24 protein-coding genes are annotated in these 21891 nt (G+C 68.2%); 19 read left to right on the forward strand and 5 right to left on the reverse strand.

Features of this window, described 5'->3' with window-relative positions; translation table 11 throughout:
• Positions 1–4: 4 nt before the first annotated feature.
• Positions 5–877, forward strand: coding sequence for a signal recognition particle-docking protein FtsY (gene ftsY, locus ABT08_RS02575; protein ID WP_045248445.1), 873 nt, complete (start codon positions 5–7; stop codon positions 875–877).
• A 46-nt stretch (positions 878–923) separates the two neighbouring features.
• Entirely contained in the window at positions 924–1424 is a 501-nt protein-coding gene (locus ABT08_RS02580) for a DUF2004 domain-containing protein (protein ID WP_045248444.1), read from the forward strand.
• A 6-nt stretch (positions 1425–1430) separates the two neighbouring features.
• On the opposite strand, the gene lipA is transcribed toward ABT08_RS02580, so the two are convergent.
• A complete protein-coding gene (gene lipA / locus ABT08_RS02585) occupies positions 1431–2429 on the reverse strand; it encodes a lipoyl synthase (RefSeq protein ID WP_045248443.1) in 999 nt (332 codons plus the stop codon).
• Entirely contained in the window at positions 2426–3064 is a 639-nt protein-coding gene (gene lipB / locus ABT08_RS02590; RefSeq protein WP_288113914.1) for a lipoyl(octanoyl) transferase LipB, read from the reverse strand. Before lipB ends, lipA begins: the two co-directional genes overlap by 4 nt.
• 77 nt (positions 3065–3141) lie before the next feature.
• Here lipB and ABT08_RS02595 point away from each other — a divergent pair, with 77 nt between their 5' ends.
• Positions 3142–3711 (forward strand): TetR/AcrR family transcriptional regulator, encoded by a 570-nt coding sequence (locus ABT08_RS02595; RefSeq protein WP_056206935.1) that lies wholly within the window; start codon positions 3142–3144, stop codon positions 3709–3711.
• Between the two features lie 12 nt (positions 3712–3723).
• Positions 3724–5271 (forward strand): signal recognition particle protein, encoded by a 1548-nt coding sequence (ffh, locus tag ABT08_RS02600; protein WP_288113915.1) that lies wholly within the window; start codon positions 3724–3726, stop codon positions 5269–5271.
• A 14-nt stretch (positions 5272–5285) separates the two neighbouring features.
• On the opposite strand, the gene ABT08_RS02605 is transcribed toward ffh, so the two are convergent.
• Positions 5286–6446: a glutamate--cysteine ligase gene (locus ABT08_RS02605; RefSeq protein WP_137877358.1), complete on the reverse strand. Its 1161-nt coding sequence runs from the start codon at positions 6444–6446 to the stop codon at positions 5286–5288.
• A gap of 181 nt (positions 6447–6627) precedes the next feature.
• Between ABT08_RS02605 and rpsP the strand changes: the two genes are divergently transcribed.
• The 4 genes from rpsP to trmD are packed head-to-tail and all read left to right on the forward strand — an operon-like array spanning position 6628 to position 8677.
• Positions 6628–7068 carry a 30S ribosomal protein S16 gene (rpsP, locus tag ABT08_RS02610; protein ID WP_045248439.1) on the forward strand — a complete coding sequence of 147 codons (441 nt, stop codon included), beginning with the start codon at positions 6628–6630 and terminating at the stop codon, positions 7066–7068.
• A gap of 4 nt (positions 7069–7072) precedes the next feature.
• On the forward strand, positions 7073–7303 hold the full coding sequence (locus tag ABT08_RS02615; protein WP_045248438.1) for an RNA-binding protein: 231 nt from the start codon (positions 7073–7075) through the stop codon (positions 7301–7303).
• Positions 7303–7965 (forward strand): ribosome maturation factor RimM, encoded by a 663-nt coding sequence (gene rimM, locus ABT08_RS02620; protein ID WP_045248437.1) that lies wholly within the window; start codon positions 7303–7305, stop codon positions 7963–7965. Before ABT08_RS02615 ends, rimM begins: the two co-directional genes overlap by 1 nt.
• A 1-nt stretch (position 7966) precedes the next feature.
• Positions 7967–8677: a tRNA (guanosine(37)-N1)-methyltransferase TrmD gene (gene trmD / locus ABT08_RS02625; protein WP_045248436.1), complete on the forward strand. Its 711-nt coding sequence runs from the start codon at positions 7967–7969 to the stop codon at positions 8675–8677.
• On the opposite strand, the gene map is transcribed toward trmD, so the two are convergent.
• Positions 8657–9439 carry a type I methionyl aminopeptidase gene (gene map / locus ABT08_RS02630; RefSeq protein ID WP_056206929.1) on the reverse strand — a complete coding sequence of 261 codons (783 nt, stop codon included), beginning with the start codon at positions 9437–9439 and terminating at the stop codon, positions 8657–8659. The two genes, trmD and map, sit on opposite strands and share 21 nt — an antisense overlap.
• 119 nt (positions 9440–9558) lie before the next feature.
• Here map and ABT08_RS02635 point away from each other — a divergent pair, with 119 nt between their 5' ends.
• From ABT08_RS02635 to ABT08_RS02665, 7 genes are all read left to right on the forward strand, one after another.
• The gene (locus tag ABT08_RS02635) at positions 9559–10056 is read left to right on the forward strand and encodes a hypothetical protein (RefSeq protein WP_056206927.1); all 498 of its coding nucleotides are present in this window, start codon (positions 9559–9561) and stop codon (positions 10054–10056) included.
• A gap of 190 nt (positions 10057–10246) precedes the next feature.
• Positions 10247–10594, forward strand: a complete 348-nt coding sequence (gene rplS, locus ABT08_RS02640; RefSeq protein WP_045248433.1) for a 50S ribosomal protein L19 — start codon at positions 10247–10249, stop codon at positions 10592–10594.
• 138 nt (positions 10595–10732) lie between these two features.
• Positions 10733–11533 (forward strand): signal peptidase I, encoded by an 801-nt coding sequence (gene lepB, locus ABT08_RS02645; protein ID WP_056206925.1) that lies wholly within the window; start codon positions 10733–10735, stop codon positions 11531–11533.
• Positions 11530–12189: a ribonuclease HII gene (gene rnhB / locus ABT08_RS02650; RefSeq protein WP_045248431.1), complete on the forward strand. Its 660-nt coding sequence runs from the start codon at positions 11530–11532 to the stop codon at positions 12187–12189. Before lepB ends, rnhB begins: the two co-directional genes overlap by 4 nt.
• Positions 12190–12243: 54 nt before the next feature.
• Complete coding sequence (locus ABT08_RS02655; RefSeq protein ID WP_045248430.1) at positions 12244–12567, forward strand: DUF2469 family protein; 324 nt, start codon at positions 12244–12246, stop codon at positions 12565–12567.
• A 99-nt stretch (positions 12568–12666) separates the two neighbouring features.
• The gene (locus ABT08_RS02660) at positions 12667–13029 is read left to right on the forward strand and encodes a YraN family protein (protein WP_056206923.1); all 363 of its coding nucleotides are present in this window, start codon (positions 12667–12669) and stop codon (positions 13027–13029) included.
• Complete coding sequence (locus ABT08_RS02665) at positions 13026–14114, forward strand: ATP-binding protein (protein ID WP_288113919.1); 1089 nt, start codon at positions 13026–13028, stop codon at positions 14112–14114. The genes ABT08_RS02660 and ABT08_RS02665 overlap by 4 nt, the downstream gene beginning before the upstream one ends.
• Before the next feature lie 218 nt (positions 14115–14332).
• On the opposite strand, the gene ABT08_RS02670 is transcribed toward ABT08_RS02665, so the two are convergent.
• Positions 14333–15127: a metallophosphoesterase gene (locus tag ABT08_RS02670; RefSeq protein WP_056206920.1), complete on the reverse strand. Its 795-nt coding sequence runs from the start codon at positions 15125–15127 to the stop codon at positions 14333–14335.
• 881 nt (positions 15128–16008) lie between these two features.
• On the opposite strand from ABT08_RS02670, the gene ABT08_RS02675 reads away from it, so the two are divergent.
• The 4 genes from ABT08_RS02675 to ABT08_RS02690 form a co-directional block, all read left to right on the forward strand.
• Positions 16009–17610 (forward strand): sigma-54-dependent Fis family transcriptional regulator, encoded by a 1602-nt coding sequence (locus ABT08_RS02675; RefSeq protein ID WP_502685867.1) that lies wholly within the window; start codon positions 16009–16011, stop codon positions 17608–17610.
• Positions 17611–17715: 105 nt separating this feature from the next.
• Positions 17716–19170, forward strand: coding sequence for an aldehyde dehydrogenase (locus ABT08_RS02680; RefSeq protein ID WP_056206916.1), 1455 nt, complete (start codon positions 17716–17718; stop codon positions 19168–19170).
• Between the two features lie 152 nt (positions 19171–19322).
• Positions 19323–20945, forward strand: coding sequence for an AMP-binding protein (locus ABT08_RS02685; protein WP_288113920.1), 1623 nt, complete (start codon positions 19323–19325; stop codon positions 20943–20945).
• A gap of 18 nt (positions 20946–20963) precedes the next feature.
• A partial coding sequence (locus tag ABT08_RS02690) for a VOC family protein (RefSeq protein ID WP_288113921.1) occupies positions 20964–21891 on the forward strand: 928 nt, incomplete at its 3' end.

Raw genomic sequence — 21891 nt, forward strand, 5'->3', positions numbered from 1 at the left:
AGTCATGGCGGAAAGATCCTGGTCGCTGGGGCGTGCTCTGAGGGGCATGTTCGTCAAACCGGTCATCGACGAGACGACCTGGGACGACCTCGAGACGGCGCTCATCACGGCCGACTTCGGGCCCGACATCTCCGAGCGCATCGTAGACGAGCTGCGCGAGAAGGTCGACCGGTTCCGCACGACGGATCCGAAGGACCTCCAACGGATGCTGCGGGAGACCCTCGAGGAGCACTTCGCGAAGTTCGACACGACGCTGCGCCTCACCGAGCGCCCGGCGATCGTGCTGGTCGTCGGTGTGAACGGCGTGGGGAAGACCACGACGATCGGCAAGTTCGCGCACTATCTGCAGCGGTTCGACCGCTCGGTGGTGGTCGGAGCGGCCGACACGTTCCGCGCCGCGGCCGTCGAGCAGCTCGCGACGTGGGCGGAGCGCGGCGGCGCGGAGATCGTGCGGCCGCAGCAGGAGGGCCAGGATCCGGCATCGGTCGCGTTCCAGACCATCCAATATGCGAAGGACCACGACACGCAGATCGTGCTGGTCGACACCGCGGGGCGTCTGCACACCAAGGGCGGCCTGATGGACGAGCTCGGCAAGATCACGCGCGTGATCGAGAAGCTCGCACCGATCAGCGAAGTGCTCCTGGTGCTCGACGCCACGACCGGGCAGAACGGCGTCCTGCAGGCGCAGGCGTTCCTCGAGCACGCGGGCGTCACCGGGCTCGTCATCACGAAGCTCGACGGCTCGGCGAAGGGCGGCTTCGTGCTCGCCGTGCAGGAGCGCACCGGCATCCCGGTGAAGCTCCTCGGGCAGGGCGAGGGGATCGGCGATCTCACCGGCTTCACCCCGCACGTGTTCGTCGAGGCTCTCGTCGGCTGAGCGCGTCGGGCTACCGCCCGGGCAGTCCTGCTGGTTTCATGGGGACATGGCGATCGAGCACGACTTCTTCGGACTCCTCGAGTCCGGCCCCGACGGATCGATCTTCTGGTCGGAGACGGTCGAGTTCGGCGACCAGTCGGTGACGGTCGATCTCACGGCGCCCGATCAGGAGGATGTCACCACCGCGGCGCTCGACACGGCGGCGGCCCTCATCTCTGCCCTCGAGCGGGTCGACCTCATGGCCCGCAATGCCATGGTCGGCGAGCTCGACGACCGCACGAGCGAGGTCACCGAGTACGTGCTGCAGCAGCAGGAACGCCTCGGCGACGAGCTGGAGGACTTCCTCGTGGATGTCTCGGGCGACGACCACATCGACATTATCCGCGCTCTCACACTCACGAGTCTCACGATCCTCGCGGACGAGCACGACGGCACCGAGCCGTTCGCAGTTCTCGAGTACGCGCTCGATCCCGAAGGCGCCGACGACGCGCTGCTCGTGAACCTCGACTCCGACGGTCAGGTCTCGTCGGTCAGTTCGGCCGACTGAGACCTGTCACACCGCCTGCGCGAAGGTGGTGTCGCCGGCTTGGATGTCGCGGGCGAGGTGCTGCAGGTCCTCAGGGATGTCGCGGCCCTTGGCGAGCATCGACTGCGCCCAGAGGCGCCCGGCCCGGTACGACGAGCGCACGAGCGGCCCCGCGAGCACGCCCAGGAACCCGATGCGCTCGGCCTCCTGCTTGAATTCGACGAACTCCTCGGGCTTCACCCAGCGCGCCACAGGGAGGTGGCGCGGGGTCGGCCGCAGGTACTGGGTGATCGTGATGATGTCGGTGCCGGCATCGTGGAGGTCCTGCAGCGCCTGTACGACTTCTGCGGGCTCCTCGCCCATGCCGAGGATCAGGTTCGACTTCGTGATGAGGCCTGCCGCGCGGGCCTGGGTCAGCACGCCCAGTGATCGCTCGTAGCGGAAGGCGGGACGGATGCGCTTGAAGATGCGCGGCACGGTCTCGACGTTGTGGGCGAACACCTCGGGGCGCGCCGCGAACACCTCGCCGAGCAGGTCGGGGTTTCCGGAGAAGTCCGTCGCGAGGATCTCGACTCCGGTGCCGGGGTTCTGCGCGTGGATCTGACGCACGGTCTCGGCGTGCAGCCATGCGCCCTCATCGGGGAGGTCGTCGCGGGCGACGCCGGTGACGGTGGCGTAGCGCAGCTGCATCCGAGTGACGCTCTCCGCCACCCGGCGCGGCTCGTCGGTGTCGTAATCGGCGGGCTTGCCGGTGTCGATCTGGCAGAAGTCGCAGCGGCGGGTGCACTGCGAGCCGCCGATGAGGAAGGTGGCCTCGCGGTCCTCCCAGCACTCGAAGATGTTGGGGCATCCCGCCTCCTGGCACACGGTGTGCAGGTCTTCGTTCTTCACGAGAGCGTGAAGCTCCCGGTACTCGGGGCCGAGCTTCGCCTTGGTCTTGATCCACTCGGGCTTGCGTTCGATGGGGGTCTCCGCGTTGCGCACCTCGAGGCGCAGCAGCTTGCGGCCCTCCGGCCCGGCGCTCACGCGACGGCCCCCGCGTACTCGCCGGCGAAGACCTCGGCGACCGACGCGATGATGTCGCGGGGCGCGACATCCTGCCCGACGACCTCGCTGACCGTGGTGACTCCCGCGTCGGTGATACCGCAGGGGATGATGCCGCCGAAGCCGCTGAGGGTGTTGTCGCAGTTGACCGCGAATCCGTGCATGGTGACGCCCTTCTCGACGCGCACGCCGATGGCGGCGACCTTGTCCTCCGACAGCGGACGGCGCACCCAGACGCCGCTGCGTCCCTCGACCTGGTAGCCGTCGACGCCGTGCCGGGCGAGTGCGGCGATGAGGAGGCGTTCGATGCGGCGCACGTGGGCGACGACGTCGACGGGCTCGCCCAGGCGCACGATCGGGTAGCCGACGAGCTGGCCGGGTCCGTGCCAGGTGATCTTGCCGCCGCGGTCGACGTCGATGACGGGCGTGCCGTCCTGCGGGCGCTCCTGCGGCTCGGTGCGCTTGCCGGCCGTGTAGACGGCCTCGTGCTCGAGCAGCAGCAGGGTGTCGTTCCGGGTGCCGGCGACGACGTCGGCGTGGATGCGGCGCTGCAGTGCCCAGCCGTCGAGGTAGGGCACGTAATCGGGCGCGAGGCCCACGGTCTGGATGTCGAGCACGATGCTCCGATCATTGATTGCTGGACTGCGTCCAACAATACGCCCGCGTCGGGCGAGAGGGACCGTACGCTGAGGGCATGGCATCCGGACGACCGCGCGCGACCTCGCGCGAGACGATCTCGGATGCCGCGTGCGAGCTGTTCCTCGAACAGGGGTACGACGCGACCTCGGTCGCCGACATCACCGTGCGGGCCGGCGTCAGCCGCTCGAGCTTCTTCAACTACTTCGACTCGAAGGCGGAGGTGCTCTGGAGCGGCCTCGACGGACGGCTCGCGGCCGCCGTCGAGGATCTCGCCACGGGGGAGGGCGACCCGGATGCCGCGGTGCGCCGAGTGCTCAGGGAGCTCGCGGCCGGATTCGCCCCCGACGCGCTGGCGCTCGCGCTCGTGCACGCCGAGGCGATGGGGGTCGCCGGCGAGCTGGATCGCGACGCGGCCACACGACAGGCCCGGCTCGGACGGGCGATCGCGCGGCGACTCGCGGGGGGTGGCCAGGCGCGACTGGTCGCGGACGTGCGCGCCGCAGCGTACGCGGGCGCCCTGTTCGCGGCGCTGCGCGCATGGGCGCACGCCGGCCCCGGGACATCCGCGCTGTCCACGCCGTTGGACGCTGCCCTCACCGCCGTCAACGGCACGCTGCTCGCGTAAACTTGGCGCATCATGGCGACTTTCGGCACACTCTCCGACCGGCTGACCGAGACCTTCCGCGGTCTTCGCACCAAGGGCAAGCTGACCCCGGCTGACGTCGACGGCACCGTCCGCGAGATCCGTCGGGCCCTCCTCGAGGCCGACGTGGCGCTGGTGGTGGTGAAGGAGTTCACCGCGAAGGTGCGCGAGCGCGCGCTCGGGGACGAGGTCAACCGGGCGCTCAACCCGGCGCAGCAGGTCGTGCAGATCGTCAACGAGGAGCTGGTCGGGATCCTCGGCGGCGAGCAGCGCCGACTGCAGTTCGCGAAGAACCCTCCCACGGTCATCATGCTCGCCGGACTCCAGGGCTCCGGAAAGACGACGTTCGCCGGCAAGCTCGCGAAGCTCCTCGAGAAGGAAGGTCACACCCCTCTGCTCGTGGCCGCCGACCTGCAGCGCCCCAACGCCGTCACGCAGCTCACCGTCGTCGCCGAGCGTGCCGGTGCCACGATCTTCGCACCCGAGCCCGGCAACGGCGTCGGCGACCCCGTCACGGTGGCCCGCGACGGTGTGGAGTTCGCCAAGCGGCAGCAGCACGACGTCGTCATCGTGGACACCGCCGGCCGCCTCGGTGTCGACGCGGAGCTCATGACGCAGGCTGCCGACATCCGGGCCGCCATCAGCCCCGACGAGGTGCTGTTCGTGATCGACGCGATGATCGGTCAGGATGCCGTCACCACCGCCCGCGCCTTCCAGGAGGGCGTGGACTTCACCGGTGTCGTGCTCTCGAAGCTCGACGGAGACGCCCGCGGCGGCGCGGCGCTGTCGGTCGCGTCGATCACCGGCCGACCGATCATCTACGCGTCCAACGGCGAGGGACTCGAGGACCTCGAGGTCTTCCACCCCGACCGCATGGCGAGCCGCATCCTCGACCTCGGTGACATCCTCACCCTCATCGAGCAGGCGCAGCAGGCCTTCGACGAGGCCGAGGCGCTGAAGGTCGCCGAGAAGCTCGCGAAGGAACAGTTCACCCTCGAGGACTTCCTCGAGCAGATGCAGCAGCTCAAGAAGATGGGCTCGATGAAGAAGATGCTCGGGATGCTCCCGGGCATGGGCCAGATGAAGCAGCAGCTCGAGAACTTCGACGAGCGCGAGATCGACCGCACCGAGGCGATCATCCGCTCGATGACCCCGGGGGAGCGTCGCAACCCCAAGGTCCTCAACGGCTCGCGTCGCCTGCGCATCGCGCGCGGATCGGGCATGACCGTCACCGACGTCAACCAGCTCGTCAACCGATTCGAGCAGGCGGCGAAGATGATGAAGACCGTTGCGCGCGGCGGCGTGCCCGCCATCCCGGGCATGGGTCCGGTTCCGGGTGCCCACGGCGGCGGCAAGCGGGGCAAGCAGCAGAAGGCCCGCGGTTCGCGGTCGGGAAACCCGGCCAAGCGTGCGGCCGAGAACGCCGGCATCACCTCCGAACCGGCCGCGCCGACCGGCAGCGGGTTCGGGCTCGGCGGCGGCAACGCTGCGCCGAGCGAGGCCGACCTCGCCGACCTGCAGAAGATGCTCGGGCGCTCCTGATCAGCCGAGGGGCCTCAGCCGCGCGACGGCGGCCAGGGGCGCGCCGGCGCGCCCGCGTGGAACTCCGCGATCAGGTGACGCACGACGGCGCGCAGATCTCCGTCCGCGCCATCGGCGACCGCGAGCTGACGTGATGCGCTCGAGCCTTTGCTGAGGATGTCGCCGACCCCGCGCAACTCGTCAGCGGCACCGAGATCGGCGGCGACCGGCTCGAGGCGCCCGATCGTCTCGAGGAGATCGTCGCGAACGCTGACCTGACGGCCGTGCGTGTCGGCGATGACTCGCGCACCGAGTCCGTAGCGGGCGGCGCGCCACTTGTTCTCGCGCGTGAACCACGGCTGAAGCCGGGGGAGCGTCTCACCGGCGTCGAGGCGGCGGGAGAAGTCCTCAACCAACGCCTGCGTGAGGGCGGCGACGGCGGAGAGCTCGGCGACGGTCGACATCCCGTCGCACGCGCGCACCTCGATGGTTCCCCATCGCGGCGCCGGGCGGATGTCCCATCTCACCTCGGTGGCGTCGGCCATCACGCCGGTGCGGGTCATGTCGTCGAGGTAGGCCTCGAAGTCGCCCCAGTCGTCGATGGCCCACGGCACCCCGGCGGTCGGCAGCTGCTGGAAGACGAGAGAGCGGTTCGACGCGTAGCCCGTGCGCTCCCCGGCCCAGAACGGGCTCGAGGACGACAGCGCGAGCAGGTGCGGGAGGTAGGTGGACAGGGCGCCGACGATCGGCATGACCTTGCTGACGTCGTCGACGCCCACGTGCACGTGCACTCCCCAGATCATCATGTTGCGACCCCACCACTGCGTGCGCTCGACGAGCGAGTGGTAGCGCGTCTTGTCGGTCACCGACTGCTCGTACCACTGCGCGAAGGGGTGGCTTCCGGCCGAGAGCAGCTCGATGCCGGCCCGGTCGGTCTCGGAGCGCACCGCGCTGATGGCGTCCGTGACATCGCCGACCGCCTCGGCGACCGTGTGACCGATGCCGCTCGTCACTTCGACGGTGTTGGTGAGCAGCTCGCCGGTCACCGTGAATCGCTCCGAGGCCGTCGCGTCGGCCAGCGCCTCGACGATCTCGGGGCCTGCGCCTACGAGGTCACCGGAGTCCGCGTCGGCGAGCATCAGCTCCCATTCCAGACCCACGGTGGAACGCGCTGACTCGGCGAAGGGCTGCGGCACGCGCACAGTCTGGCAGAGCGAGTCATGGCGGTTCGCGGCATCCGTCATCTTCTGGCAAAATAGACCGCTGGACCATCGCCCGACCCTCTATCCGGCGACATCCACCCCTTCGAGCTTCCGCCGGGTGTGCACCCCACGCTCCAGGCGACGTTCATTCACGTACACACCATTCAGGAGAATCGTGGCTGTCAAGATCCGTCTCAAGCGCCTGGGCAAGATCCGTGCGCCCTACTACCGCATCGTCGTCGCCGACTCGCGCACCAAGCGCGACGGTCGCGTCATCGAGGAGATCGGCAAGTACCACCCGACCGAGGAGCCCTCGCTCATCCAGGTCGACTCGGAGCGTGCGCAGTACTGGCTCAGCGTCGGCGCCCAGCCGACCGAGCAGGTGCTCGTGCTCCTCAAGCTCACCGGCGACTGGGGCCAGTTCAAGGGTGACAAGAACGCCGTCTCGACCGTGAAGGTCGCCGAGGGCAAGGCCGAGTTCGTGGCCGACACCGCCAAGAAGTCGGTCGTCAAGCCCAAGGTCGAGAAGAAGGCCGAGGAGCCCGTCGCGGAGACCGCCGACGAGGCCCCCGCCGCGGACGAGGCCGAGGCCGACGCCTCGACCACCGAGGACTGAGCCCGTGCTGGCTGCCGCGCTCGAGCACGTCGTGAAGGCGATCGTCGATCGTCCCGATGACGTACGCATCGAGGCCACCTCATCGCCGCGGGGGGATGTGCTCGATGTGCACGTCCACCCCGACGACCGTGGTCGCGTGATCGGGCGCGGCGGCCGCACAGCCAAGTCCCTGCGAACGGTCGTGGCCGCCCTGGCCGCCGGCCGGCGGGTGCGCGTCGACATCTCCGACGACTGATGTCCGCGACCCCCAGCCCCGACGCGCGGGCGCGCTCCGGCGTGCGCGCACCCCGACCCGGCAAGACCCAGCTCCGTGTCGGCCGGCTCGTGAAGGCCCATGGCCTGAAGGGCGCCCTCAAGCTCGAGCTCTACACCGATGACCCCGACGGTCGCTTCGTCCCCGGTGCCGCGTTCATCCTGCAGGTGCCGGACTCCTCGGAGTGGTTCGGCAAGACCGTCACCGTGCGTGAGTTCCGGTGGATGAACTCCCACCCGGTCGTGTTCTTCGACGGCGTGGAGGACCGCACCGGCGCGGACTCCCTCGTGCGCGCCATCCTCTGGATCGACCAGGATGACGCCGCCCCCGCCGAGGACGATGCCTGGTTCGACCATCAGCTCGTCGGACTCGACGTCGTACGAGAGGGACAGAGCGTGGGGCGCGTCGTCCGCGTCGACCACCTTCCCGCGCAGGATCTCCTCATCGTCAAGGCGGGGGAGCGCGAGGTGCTCGTGCCGTTCGTGTCGGCCATCGTCCCGGAGGTCGACGTGCACGGCGGTCGTGTGGTCGTGACGCCGCCGAACGGTCTGTTCGAGGATCTCGTCGACGACGATCCCGAGCCGGCTCCGACCGCTCCCGGAACCGAGGACGACGAGACCGACGACGAGACCGACGAGCGCTGACATGCGCATCGACGTCGTCTCGATCTTCCCCTCGTTCTTCGACGTCCTCGAGGTCTCCCTTCTCGGGAAGGCGCGGGGGCGCGGCATCCTCGACGTGCGCGTGCACGATCTGCGCGATCACACCCACGATCGTCATCGCACCGTCGATGACAGTCCGTACGGGGGCGGGGCCGGGATGGTCATGAAGCCCGAACCCTGGGGCGAGGCCCTCGATGCGATCGTGGCGGATGCCGCGGCATCCCCGACTCTCATCTTCCCGTCGCCCGCGGGGGAGCGGTTCACCCAGTCGCTCGCGCGGGAGCTGTCCACCCGTGAGCACCTCGTGTTCGGATGCGGACGCTACGAGGGCATCGACGAGCGCGTCTTCGAGGAGGCGGCGCGGCTCGGCGAGGTTCGGCTCGTGAGTCTCGGCGACTATGTGCTCAACGGCGGCGAGGTCGCTGCGATGGCCATGATCGAGGCGATCGGACGACTCATTCCCGGGGTGGTCGGAAATCCCGAGAGCCTCGTCGAGGAATCGCACGAGGACGGGCTCCTCGAGTACCCGTCGTACACGAAGCCGTCGAGCTGGCGCGGCAGAGACGTGCCGCCCGTCCTCCTCAGCGGCGACCACGGGCGCATCGCCGCGTGGAGGCACGACCAGCAGGTCGAGCGCACGCGGGCGCGCCGCCCCGACTTGCTGCCGGCGGAGTCAGTCGACGCCGAGGAATGACCGGTCGGTCAGCACGATGGGGCCGTCGGAGGTGACGGCGATCGTGTGCTCGGAGTGCGCTCCCCGGGAACCGTCGGCGCTGCGCAGGGTCCAGCCGTCGGGGTCGGTGACCAGTTCGTCGGTCGTCGCGAGGAACCACGGCTCGATCGCGATCACGAGACCGTCGCGCAGCGGGTAGCCGCGGTTCGCCTTCCCGTCGTTCGGGATGTGCGGGTCGCCGTGCATGATGTGTCCGACGCCGTGTCCGCCGAAATCGGTGTTGATGCTGTAGCCCTCGCCGCGCGCCACCGCGGCGATCGCGTGGGAGATGTCGCCGACTTTGTGGCCGACGGTCGCTGCGGCGATCGCCGCGTCGAGTGCGCGCTCCGTGGTCTCGATCAGACGCAGGTCTTCGTCGCGGGCGGTGCCGACGACGAAGGAGACCGCCGAGTCTGCCACCCAGCCGTCGATGGAGACCGCGAAGTCGAGAGTCACGAGGTCGCCGTCGCGCAGGGCGTAGTCGTGGGGGAGTCCGTGCAGCACGGCATCGTTGACGGACGTGCAGATCACCTTGCCGAACGGGCTCGCCCCGAACGAGGGGTGGTAGTCGATGTAGCAGGACTCCGCCCCCGCGCGGCGGATGAGGTCGTGAGCGCGGCGGTCGATCGCGAGCAGGTTCGTGCCCACCGATGTCTCGTCGCGCAGCGTCGCGAGCGTCTCGGCGACGAACCGGCCGACGGGTCGCATCTGCTCGATCTCGGTCGGTGTGCGCAGCTCGATCATGGGTGGTGCCTCCTGTATCTGATCCATTCTCTCGGATCCCGGCTGTCGCCGCTGAGAGGAGGCTCCGCATCGCCGAAGGTGCCGCCGAGCGCGGCGTCATCGGGCGTAGCATCGGGGTCATGTGGCTCAGGCGCGCGTTCTTCCGATGGCTCATCCCGGCCGCCTTCGTGCTGCCGGCGTGGCTGTTCGTCGGGTGGGGCGTGTTCAACGCCGGGGCCTGGGCGTTCCTCTGGGTGCTGTTCATCGCGATCCCCTCGGTGCTCGTCGGCCAGCTGCTGCTCGCCCTTCTGGTCCGCGCGCGCCCGACCGTGCGGGAGAGCCGCGCCGTGTCATGGCTGGATGTCGCGGGCTTCGCCGTCTGGCACCTCCTCACGATCTCGCTCGGCTTCTTCCGCGAGTCTTGGTGGGCACCGGTCATGGTGCTCACGATCTTCGTCGGGGTCGCGCTGCTGTGGCTGACGCTGCGGCAGCTGTGGCGGGAAGCCAAGCCCGGCCGCGCGATCTTCCGTGCCGCCGACGGCACGGGCTACATCCCGCCGATGCGCCCGCGCCCGGCGGCCCCGCAGGGCGAGCACGAGGTCATCGTCATCACCGAGACGAGTCGCGGGGCACAGTGACGCGAGGACGGATGCCGCGGCATCCGCTCTCTCGGTTTTGAGACGTTCGTCATCCGTGGCAGAATGGCTGTTTGTGCTCTGATGGGCTCTGCCTCAGGGGAGCGTGCCGGAGATTCTTCCGGCGGACGAGCACATTCCCCGTACATCTAACGATGCAGCCGACCTGTGGCGGTTGCAGGAAGCAGAGATCATGCAGATCCTCGACGAGCTCGACGCCGCGTCGCTCCGTTCCGACATCCCCGCCTTCGCCCCCGGTGACACCGTCAAGGTCCACGTGAACATCGTCGAAGGCAGCCGCTCGCGCGTGCAGGTCTTCCAGGGTGTCGTCATCGGCCGCTCGGGCGACGGCGTCCGTGAGACGTTCACGGTGCGCAAGATCAGCTTCCAGGTCGGCGTCGAGCGCACCTTCCCGGTGCACTCGCCGGTTCTCGACAAGATCGAGATCGTCACCCGTGGTGACGTGCGCCGCGCGAAGCTCTACTACCTGCGCAACCTCCGTGGCAAGAAGGCCAAGATCAAGGAGAAGCGCGACCGCTGAGGTCCCCTTCCGAACGCCCCGCTCATCGAGCGGGGCGTTCGTCGTTTCCGGCCACGACTCTCCGTCGCGTCGGGTGTGTCGCGGTGCGCTGTGTGAGACGCTGATGGCCGGCTTTCGTTACGCCGCGTGAGGACCTGCATGACCACCGAAGAACACTCCCTCCCCGACGAGACGCCGTCGGCGCCGATCCGTACCCGTCGCCGCGGGGGACCCTGGCGATTCGCGCGGGACGTCGTGGTCGTCGTCGTCATCGCAGTGCTCGTGTCGTTCCTCGTGAAGACGTTCGTCGTGCGCTCGTTCTACATCCCTTCGGCGTCGATGGAGACGACCTTGATGGAGCAGGACCGCATCCTCGTCGACGAGATCACGCCGAATTTCGGCGGATACCAGCGCGGCGACATCGTGGTCTTCAAGGACCCGGGCGGCTGGCTGGATCCGAGCACGACCGCCTCCGGGCCCCAGAATCCGATCTTCGCTGGAATCGACTGGGTGCTCTCCCTCGTCGGGCTCTCCACGAGCGACAGCGACGACCATCTGATCAAGCGCATCATCGGCCTGCCGGGAGACCACGTCGTCTGCTGCAACGCCGCCGGGCAGATCACCGTGAACGGGCAGCCGATCGACGAGCAGTCGTACATCACCGTGCCGTCACCCGGTGCCGCCGCGTCGGGCATCGCCTTCGACGTCACCGTGCCGCAGGGTTCGCTCTGGGTTCTCGGCGACAATCGGTACCGCTCGAAGGACTCGCGATACAACCAGGATCAGCCGGGGAAGGGGTTCGTGCCCGTCTCGGATGTCGTGGGTCGCGCGTTCCTCATCACCTGGCCGTTCTCGCGCTTCGGCGCGCTCGATTTCCACCACGACGTCTTCGCCGGCGTCCCGGGGCCCTCCGGCTCTCCCGTCCCCTCGCCGACCCCGACGACCACGGGCGCTCCGTGACGGTCATCGAGCCCACTCTCGTGTTCGAACGCGAACTGCTGGCGCGGCATCCGCTCGTCATCGCGTGCGACGAGGTCGGGCGCGGCGCTCTCGCGGGGCCGGTGGCGATCGGCGCGGCGGTACTCGGCGAAGTCGAGATCGAGGCGGGTGTTCCGAACGGGTTGCGCGATTCGAAGCTCGTCGCCGAGCGACGGCGGGCCGACGTGCGCGATCGTGCTCGGGGATGGGTGTCCGCGTCCGCGATCGGCTGGTCGAGCGCTGCCGAGATCGACGAGATCGGCATCATGCGCGCCATGGGCAACGCGGCGCTGCGTGCTCTCGCCGACCTCCGCGGCCAGGGTGTCGAGGTGGACGACGCGATCGTGCTGCTCGACGGCAACCACGACTACATCACTCCGACCGCCGACCCCGGGGCGCCCGTGATCGTGCGGGTCAAGGCGGACCGCGATTGCGCGAGCGCGTCGGCGGCGTCGATCATCGCGAAGGTCGCGCGCGACGAGGTGATGACCGAGCTGCATCCGACTCATCCGGCGTACGAGTGGCATCGCAACAAGGGCTACGCCAGCGAGGTCCACCGCGCGGCGATCCGCGCGCACGGGCTGAGCGCCCACCACCGCGCGAGCTGGGCGATCGCCGACGCGCCCACCCTGTGGTGAGCGTCGTGTGCGGACGGTCGGGAGCGGCATCCGTCGCTCTAGGATGGAGACACCATGGATGACGATGTCTTCGAGGATTACGACCGCGAACTCGAGCTGGCTCTGTACCGGGAGTACCGCGATGTCGTCCTGCAGTTCCAGTACGTGATCGAGACCGAGCGACGGTTCTACCTCGCCAACGACGTGAATGTCGTGCGCCGCGACACCGAGCACGACTTCTACTTCGAGATCACGATGACCGATGTGTGGGTCTGGGACATCTACCGGGCCGACCGGTTCGTGAAGTCGGTGCGGGTCCTGACGTTCAAGGACGTGAACGTCGAGGAGCTGTCGCGTCGCGACTTCCAGCTGCCCGAAGAGCTCTCGCTCGACAGCTGAGCTCCTCCACAGGCGGTCGCGCCGCGCCGTGAGGCGCACGCTCTCCCCGGATCGACCAGGTGGCGCGGATGACACGCGATGCCCGGCGACGCTGGGGTCATGGCAGCGAAGGACGTCCTCGGGCGGGCCGGCGAAGACCGAGCCGCCGCTCATCTGATCGCGGTGGGATTCACCGTGCTCGACCGCAATTGGCGCGCGCCCGGCGGGGAGATCGACATCGTGGCCCGCGAGGGCGACGAGGTCGTCGTGGTCGAGGTGAAGACGCGCACGAGCGTGGCCTACGGGCATCCGCTCGAGGCGGTGTCGGCGGTCAAGCTCGCGCGGTTATGGCGGCTTGCCTACGCGTGGCGTCGGGTGCATGCCGGTGAACTGCGAGGCGCTGCGTTGCGCGTCGATGCGATCGCGGTGATCGGAGCCGACCCCGCCACCGGCGCGATCGAGCACCTGCGAGATCTCCGATGACCGTCGCCCGTACCGCGGCCATCGCCCTTGTCGGCCTCGACGGCACGGTCGTCGACGTCGAGGCCGACCTCACTGACCAGCAGCCCGATCTGCGCATCATCGGACTCGGTGACAGGGCGCTCTCCGAGGCGGCGCAGCGCGTGACGAACGCGTGCATGAACAGCGGACTCCCGCTGCCCCGCCGACGCATCACCGTCAACCTCATCCCCGCGGATGTCCCGAAGCACGGCGCGGCGTTCGACCTCGCCATCGCCGTCGCAGCGCTCGCGAGCGCGGGCGTCCTGGATGCGGCATCCGTCGCGCGCAGCGTCCACATCGGCGAGCTCGGCCTCGACGGGCGAGTCCGAGCGGTGCCGGGAGTGCTTCCGGCCGTGATGGCGGCCGCGCGCCGCGGCTGTGGCCGCGTCGTCGTGCCCCGCGCGAACCTCACCGAGGCGCAACTCGTGCCCGGCATCGATGTCGTCGGTGTCGCCGATCTGAGGGCGACGGCCGTGTTGCACGGCGCCGAGCTCGAGGCGGATGACCCGGGGGACACGGTACCCACCGCGGTTTCGGACGCAGCCGACGACGACCCACCGGTCGCCGACTCGGCCGAGCTCGCCGATGTCGTCGGGCAGGACGCCGCTGTCGAGGCGCTGGTCGTCGCGGCCGCCGGTGCACACCACGTGCTCATGAGCGGGCCACCCGGTGCGGGCAAGACCATGCTCGCCCGACGTCTCCCCGCCCTCGACGACGACGCGGCGCTGACCGCGGCCGCCGTGGCATCCCTGTCGGGACGGCGGGTGTCTCGGCTTCAGCGCACACCCCCGCTGGAGGCACCCCACCATTCCGCGAGCGTGGCGGCGCTCGTCGGAGGGGGTTCCCGCACGGTGCGACCCGGGGCGATCTCACGGGCGAGCGGCGGCGTGCTCTTCCTCGACGAGGCGGGCGAGTTCCCGTCGTCGGTGCTGGACGCTCTCCGTCAGCCGCTCGAGCGCGGTGCCATCGAGATCCATCGCATGGGGGTCGTCGCCGCGTTCCCGGCGAGATTCCAGCTCGTTCGTCTTTTGTGTACGACTGGACAGTGCCTAGAGACACCACAGTGACTCAGGAGGTCGCTCGTAGCGCCACCGCGCTGCTGCAGTGCATTCGTGGCCGACCCTCGGACTTGGCTGCGCGCGCATTGGGACCTCATCGTGCGGCTGTCCCGGTGTGCGTGGGCCGGTTCCCTTCCGGAGTGGATCCGTCACGGAGATTGGTGAAGGGAGGCGACTCCGCGTCGCGACGACAAGATGGCCACATCGTTGGTGCCGCGGCTTGAGTCCTAGCCGTTTCCCTCTGGATCGTTGGGTGTGCCCAAGGCGCCCAGGAGTTCTTCGATCGCGACGCGTAGTTCGTTGTAGCCGTGCACATAGAACATCGCGTCCATGCCCGGTCTTTCCGCGTTGTCGAAGTCGGTGACGAGCTGATGCGCCTCGCGGATGGCAGTTTCGAGCCAGGTCTCGACGCCCGGCAGCCCTTGGATCCAGGCATCGATGATGGTGAATGGGATCGGGGCGTAGCCGTGCGCGTCAACACCGACGTGGAACTGATGCCCGTCCGGTCCGTGGTCGCGGGCGTGGGTGTGCCCGTGTAGCAGGGGGATCCCATCGTCCCACCGCGGCCGATGTGTTGTTTGCCAGTCCATGTCTTGCGTGTCGCCACGGTAGGGGTAGTGGGATGCGAGCAGTCGGTATCCGTGCCGCGTGCCCTCGATGACGTCCGGGAGGATGGTCCACCCGGCCTGTTCGTACTGTGGCCGGAATCGTTCGATCGCCCGCTTGCTCTGCGTCGCAGACGAGACCCGGTCGTGGTTACCGGGGACGAGGAACCGGCGCCCATTTAGCTGTGCTGTCAGCGCGAGGGACTCCTCGATCGGGCCGAGCCCGACGTCCCCGAGGTGAAGGACGATGTCCTCCGCGGCCACCGTGTGGTTCCATCGGCGGATCAGTTCTTCGTTCATCTCCTCGACGGTGGTGAACGGGCGGCCGGCGAGTTCGCTGATGCGGGCATGACTGAAATGGGTGTCCGCGGTCACGAAGTCGACCTGGTCGAAGTCGAACCACGGATACTCGCTCACGGTCGCCTCCGCCGATCATCGTGGGGTTGGGAATGTCTAGCGGAATCTACCGCGGTCTATTGTCTGATAGCTCTGGGAAGCTTCCGCTAGAGCTCATCGAAGTGGCGGTCTGCCTGGCAGGAAGGCGCTGAAGGCTCGCCTGCCGCGATCCGAGCTACTGCGCCACCGGCCACCGGCGTAAGCGCTCCTTGTGCTCATCGGTCGTCAGACCGGGCTTGCGGCCACTGTCGACTGCGTCACGGTTCATCCAGTTGCGAAGACAGGACTCGCTGATTGCCAGATCACAGGCGGTCTGGCCGACAGGGTTTCCCTGGGCGACCAGATCCGGGGCTCGACGCCGGAACTCCGGTGGGTGAGCAGCAGGCATCTCACAGACTCCTTCCGAGAAGATCATCGCCTCAACTCAGGTGTCCGGAAAACCTGGTCACGCTCCCAATCTCGTCGACCCCGGTCAGCCCTGCCCAGCACACGATAGTGCCCGGTGAACAGGTCGCGCCCACAGATGGATACCCGGTGCGTCAATGCGCCACCGGCCGCATCGCTGCGGGACAGGAGGACGGATGGTTCTCGAGAACCCGCGACGGCCCCGGCCGACGCATCACATTGGAGGGTACTGTTGGCGCCCCAAGAAGGGGTGAGGTTCTAAGAAGGGGTGAGGTTCTTGGCTCGTCGGGTTGATCCGAGGCTGCTCTGGTCGGGGATTCCTTGTCGAGGTGGCTAGGAGACTCACCCGCGACGGCGTCCGTCAGCCTCGTCGACCTCGATGCGTGCCGGAGAGCGGAACAACCTCGCGAGATCGGCGACCGAGGTCTAGGGTCGGGGGCACCGCGACTGTGCACGACGAGGTGAAGCGTGGATCGGAGGGCGCGATCGTGAGACCGGTGAGGCGGGCGCAGCGACCTGAGATCGCCTACTCGTGGCGCCGATCGGAACACAGCGGACTCGATCCGAGCAGCCCGCGTGTGCGGCTCGCTGAGGTCAAGCGGGCGAGCCGGCTCACGAGGGCTGCGGCGCCGGTGATCGAGGAGATCGCCGAGTCGATGGTCGATTACCCCTTCGCAGTCATGCTCGCCGACGAGCGTGCGTGCATCATCGGCGCACGGTTCGGCGAGCGAACGATCGCGCGGCAGATCGAACGAAGCGGAGGCGTGCCGGGGCGGGTTTTCGACGAGGAGCTGACGGGAACGAACTCCATCGGGACTGTGCGAGAGCTGCGCAGGCCCCTTGCCGTTCATGGCGAGGAGCACTACCTGGAGTCGCTGAAGGACTTCAGTTGCTATGGAACGCCGATCCTGCATCCAATCACGAAGAGGTTCGTCGGCCTTATCGACGTGAGCGGGTTCGCGAAGGGTGCGGCCCCGATCCTCGGACCGCTGCTTGGTCGCGCGGCGAAGGACATCGAGGCACGTCTTCTCGACCTGTCTCAAGCCTCCGAGCTGGAGCTGTTCCGTCGCTATCAGGAGCGCACGGCGCATCGGAGCAGGCCGGTGCTGGCTCTGGGTCCGAGCTTCGTGCTGGCGAACACCGCCGCAACGGATGCCGTCGATCCCGCTGACTATCCGCTGCTGCGCTCGCTCAGCAGCACGGATGCCGAAGCCCGACCGGTGCAGTTCGTTCGCCTCGTCAGCGGCGCGGATGCGCGTGTGCGGGTCGAGAGCGTCGGAGCGCGCGGAGACTGCGTCCTGCTGGAGATCGATCCTCACGTCCGGCCAGGGTCTGGCGTCGCCGCATCCCACGCCCGCACGGAGGGTGCCCCTCAGCACTCGCGTACCCCGGAGCTGACGTTGGTCGTCGGAGAACCGGGTGTCGGTCGGACGACGGAGGCGCTTCGTCTTGCCGGCCCTAAGGCGTCTCACCATACTGCGGAGTCCGCGTCGCTGGACGGAGAAGCGACATGGCTCCGGGGCGCCGCGCTCGGCCTCCAAGCCGGTCCGTGCGTCTTCGACGACGTGGATGCCCTCTCACCTGCACTCGCAAGCGCGCTGGGACGCCTGCTTGCCGACGCCGCCGACGCCGTCGTGCTGATCTGCGGAACCCGACTCCCGTCGAGTCCCGCGCACGCGGCTCTTCTGGCCAACGCAACAGATCGCACGATCCTGCCACCGCTGCGGGACCGCCTGGACGAGCTGCCTGAACTCATCCGCGGGCTCACGGCGGAGGGGTCCCCGCTCGTACTCGCCCCCAGCGCCTTGGAGGCGCTTCGTGCGCACGACTGGCCGGGCAATCTTCACGAGCTCCGCAAATTCGTCGATGTGGCAGGGAGCGAAGGGCGTACTCGGCAGCTGAGCGTTCAGGACTTACCTCCGGCCTACCGCAGAACCGATCGTGCGCGGCGCCTGAGCCGGCTGGAGAAGGCCGAGCGCGAGACGATCGTTACAACGCTCGCCGAGGTCGATGGCAACATTGCCCAGGCCGCACGCCTGCTCGCGATCAGCCGGCCGACCCTGTACAGCCGTATCCGCGCATTGGGCATCGCGCGCTAGGGGTCCTCGCGAGCCTCGGCGTACGGAGGTCGTAAAGAACTTGTACACCCGCCGTCGCTGACTCGCGCGCAGACTCGCCTCAACGGACTCAGAGAGGAGCACGCCATGAGCACTAAGGGCACGATCGTGCGACACGATCAATTCTTCATCGATGGCGGATGGGTCGTCCCCGCGGGGGCCAGCCGGATCGAAGTGGTCTCGCCGAACACCGGCGAGATCATCGGGGACGTCCCTGAGGCGGGCACGGCCGACATCGACACCGCTGTCGCTGCGGCGCGGCGGGCCTTCGACGACCCGCAGGGCTGGTCCCAGTGGACCCCGCGGCAGCGTGCCGATGCCATCGAGCGGCTCGCCGACGAGATTGACGCGCGCAAGGACGAGATCGCCCGCCTGGTGAGCAGCCAGAACGGCATGCCCATCAGCACGTCCCTCGGTCTGGAGGCGGTGTTCCCCTCCGCGGTCTACCGGTACTATGCAGGTCTCGTGCGCGATCAGCCCGTCGAGGAGGAGAGACCGGGTCTGTTGGGGGGTACGACGCTCGTCCGGCGCATACCCATCGGTGTCGTCGGCGCGATCGTTCCGTGGAACTACCCGCAGACGCTCGCGTCGTTCAAGATAGCCCCCGCCCTCGCGTCGGGCTGCACCATCGTGGTCAAGCCGTCGCCCGAGACCGTGCTCGATGACTATGTGTTCGCGCAAGCGGTTGAGGCCGCGCAGTTGCCTCCCGGCGTGATCAACATTGTCCCGGGAGGACGCGAAGCCGGCCGAGCGCTGGTCGAGCACCCGGGGATCGACAAGATCGCCTTCACCGGGTCGACCGCCGCGGGGCGTGAGATCGCGGCGACCTGCGGGAGGCTGCTGCGGCCGGTCACCCTCGAGCTGGGCGGCAAGTCCGCCGCAGTGCTCCTCGACGATGTCGACCTCGCCGCATCCATGCAGGGCCTGTATGGTGCGACACTGCTGAACAACGGGCAGACGTGCTTCGCGGGCACACGCATCTTGGCGCCGCGATCCCGCTACGACGAGGTCGTCGAGGCCTTTGCGGGACTGCTGCAGTCTCTGCCGATCGGCGACTCGCTCGACGAGGCCACACTCGTCGGGCCGATGGCGACCTCCGCTCAGCGCGATCGCGTCGAGAGCTTCATCGCCCGAGGCAGATCCGAAGGCGGCCGAGTCGCCGTCGGTGGAGGACGACCGCAGGAGCTCGGCCGTGGCTGGTTCGTCGAGCCCACTCTGCTGACCGGACTCGACAACTCGGCGACGGTGTCTCAGGACGAGATTTTCGGGCCCGTGCTCGTCGTGATCCCCTACGACGACATCGAGCACGCCGTACGCATCGCGAACGACTCCCCCTACGGGCTCGGCGGCAGCGTGTGGACGGCTGACCACGGCCGCGGGGTCGACGTGGCTCGCCGTATCCACACCGGCACGATCGGGGTGAACGGATACCTTCCCGATCCCACGGCGCCGTTCGGCGGTGTGAAGGCGAGCGGGATAGGACGTGAACTCGGTCCCGAGGGCCTCGCGTCGTATCAGACCGCGCAGTCCATCTACCTCTGACGTGAGGAACGGGGTCGGATGCCTGGCCCCGGCGGAGCCCGGTCACCCTTGTCCGTCAGTGTGCCGTGACGTGGCACGGCACACTGACGGGCAGGCAGCGGCAGCGGCATCCTTGACAGCGGACGTTGTCGTCCAGCGAGGGGAGATTCTTCGTGAGCGAAGTCGATATCAGTGCCGTGCCCCTGATCGCGCGGCACCGCGCCATCCACAGCGAGATGGTCGCGATCAACTATGAGAGCCGAGAGGTGACGTACGTCGAGTTCCATCAGATCGTGGGACGCCTCGCCGCTGCGCTGCGCGCAGACGGCGTGGGGCCGGGCGACAGGGTCGCCTACGCGGGGCTGAACAGCCTGACGTTTCTCGTCACCTACTTCGCCGCCACCTGGGTCGGAGCGGCTTTCGTCCCGCTGAACTTCCGGCTCGCGCCCCGCGAAGTGCGTGCCGTGCTTGAGGACGCGCGACCGGACGTACTCGTCGCAGAGCCCGTTCAGGCCACTGCGATCGACGACTTCGTGACCGAGCTGACGATCCGGCATGCCCTCGTCGTCGACGACGACCCCGCTCTCGAGCCCGCCGCGGATCTGTCGGCTCGCTGGCAGTCCTTCCTGGCGTTCCGGACGGCGCACGAAGAGATCCCGCCGCACGTGCGTCAGTCGGACGACGACCTTGCAGCGCTGCTGTACACCTCCGGTTCGACCGGCAAGGCTAAGGGTGTCATGCTCACGCACGGAAACCTGTGGTGGAACTGGGTGAACGTTGACTCGGTTGTCGACACGCGCTTCGGCGACGTGAGCCTCGCCGTCGCGCCGCTGTTCCACATCGGCGGCTTCAACGCCCTGGCACTGCGGACAATCACCCGGGGCGGGACGCTCGTGGTGCGGCGGTCGTTCGTCCCGGCCCAGGCTCTGCAAGACCTCGTGAACTTCCGTGTGAACAGCATGTTCCTCGTGCCCGCGATGCTTGCCGGCATCCAGCGTGAGCCCGGGTTCGACGACGCCGACCTGAGCAATCTCCGCTCGACGATCGCTGCGGGTGCACCCGTGCCACCGGCGCTGATCGCGACGTATGCGGAGAAGGGGGTCCTCCTGCAGCAGGCCTGGGGGCTCACCGAGACTGCGCCGTTCGCGACCTATCTCGAGTCGTCGATGACGTCGGAGAAGCTGGGGTCGTGCGGTGTGGCGATGCCGTACACCGAGGTCAAGGTCGTCGATCCCACGACGATGGGCGACGTCGCGGTGGCCGGGCGGACGGGCGAGTTCTGGGTTCGCGGGCCGAACGTCTCGCGTGGCTACTGGAACAACCCGGAAGCGACCGCGGCGGTCTTCACGCCCGATGGCTGGTTCCGCACGGGCGACATAGGCTACGCAGACGAGGACGGCTATCTGTTCATCGTGGATCGCCTCAAGGACATGATCATAACGGGCGGCGAGAACGTCTACCCCGCCGAGATCGAGAACGTGCTCGCCGCCCACCCGGAGGTCGAGGACGTGGCCGTCATCGGCGTTCCCGATCCGCAGTGGGGCGAGACGGTGTGCGCCGTCGTGAGCTTTCGTGACGAAGCTCTCTCGCTCGACGACATTCGCGACTTCCTGACGAAGTCGGTTGCTCGGTACAAGCTTCCGCGACGGCTCGTGGAGCTCGACGTGGTTGGCGCAGGAAAGCTCGACAAACCCGCGATCCGTCTGCTCGTGAGCGAGCTCGACGGCGCGACATCATCCACCGTCGACACTGCACCCTTCACTGAAGCGGTGCGGGTGCCGTCGAAGAAGCGCTGAAAGGAACCCTCCACGCTCATGGGCAAGCTCTCTGACAACTACGATCCGGGCCCGCAGGTCGCTCAGTGCGGCGCCATCAACCTCGGCACGAAGGACCTGGAGAAGTCGCTGCACTTCTTCGGCGATCTCCTGGGCATGGAGATCGTGCAGCGCGACGGCGACACCGCGTATCTGAGAGGCTTCCAGGAACTCACGCATCACTCACTCGTGCTGACTCAGCAAGAGGAGAGCATCGTGAACTCCTACAGCTTCCGTGTGAAGCGTCCTCAGGACGTCGAGCTGTTCGCCAACGAGTTCGACAAGCAGGAGATCGAGGTCGTCGAGGTTGCCGCAGGCGCCGAGAAGGGACGCGGCACCGCGGTGCGCTTCCTCGTGCCGGGCAGCGGGCACCCGTTCGAGCTCTACTACGACATCGACAAACCTCAGGCTCCCGAAGAGTTGCGGTCCAAGCTGCCGAGCAACAGCTCCAAGCGCCGTGGCCTCGGGGTCCGCCGGATCGACCACTTCAACGTGCAGACATCGCGCGAGACAATCAACCAGGCCGAGCAGTGGGTGCGCGACAACCTCGGGTTCAACCGCAGAGAGTACGCGCTTCACCGCGACGACACGACCGTCCTGGCGTCGTGGATGTCGGTCACTCCGCAGGTGCACGACCTGGCGATGGTCGCGAACTCGTACGGCAAGACCGGTCAGCTCCACCACGTCGCGTTCAATCTCGAGAACCTGTCGGACGTGCTGACGGCGGCGGACGTGCTCCGCGACTACGACGTAACGTTCGACCTCGGCCCCGGCAAGCACGGCATCGGGCAGGCCATGTACCTCTATGTCCTCGATCCGGGATCGGGGCATCGCGTGGAGATCTATGCCGGCGGCTATCTGATCTTCGATCCGGACTGGGAGCCGATCAAGTGGGAGCGCGAGCAGTTCCCCGACGGCCTTACGTGGT

This window comes from Microbacterium sp. SCN 71-21, assembly GCF_001725695.1.
In the GTDB taxonomy this organism is placed as follows: Bacteria; Actinomycetota; Actinomycetes; order Actinomycetales; family Microbacteriaceae; genus Microbacterium; species Microbacterium ginsengisoli.

What these genes read in the sequence shown, in the direction of transcription:
- ftsY (WP_045248445.1), top strand. Translation starts at nt 5, where the DNA reads ATGGCGGAAAGATCCTGGTCGCTGGGGCGTGCTCTGAGGGGCATGTTC.
- ABT08_RS02580 (WP_045248444.1), top strand. Translation starts at nt 924, where the DNA reads ATGGCGATCGAGCACGACTTCTTCGGACTCCTCGAGTCCGGCCCCGAC.
- ABT08_RS02595 (WP_056206935.1), top strand. Translation starts at nt 3,142, where the DNA reads ATGGCATCCGGACGACCGCGCGCGACCTCGCGCGAGACGATCTCGGAT.
- ffh (WP_288113915.1), top strand. Translation starts at nt 3,724, where the DNA reads ATGGCGACTTTCGGCACACTCTCCGACCGGCTGACCGAGACCTTCCGC.
- rimM (WP_045248437.1), top strand. Translation starts at nt 7,303, where the DNA reads ATGTCCGCGACCCCCAGCCCCGACGCGCGGGCGCGCTCCGGCGTGCGC.
- trmD (WP_045248436.1), top strand. Translation starts at nt 7,967, where the DNA reads ATGCGCATCGACGTCGTCTCGATCTTCCCCTCGTTCTTCGACGTCCTC.
- map (WP_056206929.1), bottom strand. Translation starts at nt 9,439, where the DNA reads ATGATCGAGCTGCGCACACCGACCGAGATCGAGCAGATGCGACCCGTC.
- ABT08_RS02635 (WP_056206927.1), top strand. Translation starts at nt 9,559, where the DNA reads ATGTGGCTCAGGCGCGCGTTCTTCCGATGGCTCATCCCGGCCGCCTTC.
- rplS (WP_045248433.1), top strand. Translation starts at nt 10,247, where the DNA reads ATGCAGATCCTCGACGAGCTCGACGCCGCGTCGCTCCGTTCCGACATC.
- lepB (WP_056206925.1), top strand. Translation starts at nt 10,733, where the DNA reads ATGACCACCGAAGAACACTCCCTCCCCGACGAGACGCCGTCGGCGCCG.
- ABT08_RS02655 (WP_045248430.1), top strand. Translation starts at nt 12,244, where the DNA reads ATGGATGACGATGTCTTCGAGGATTACGACCGCGAACTCGAGCTGGCT.
- ABT08_RS02660 (WP_056206923.1), top strand. Translation starts at nt 12,667, where the DNA reads ATGGCAGCGAAGGACGTCCTCGGGCGGGCCGGCGAAGACCGAGCCGCC.
- ABT08_RS02665 (WP_288113919.1), top strand. Translation starts at nt 13,026, where the DNA reads ATGACCGTCGCCCGTACCGCGGCCATCGCCCTTGTCGGCCTCGACGGC.
- ABT08_RS02680 (WP_056206916.1), top strand. Translation starts at nt 17,716, where the DNA reads ATGAGCACTAAGGGCACGATCGTGCGACACGATCAATTCTTCATCGAT.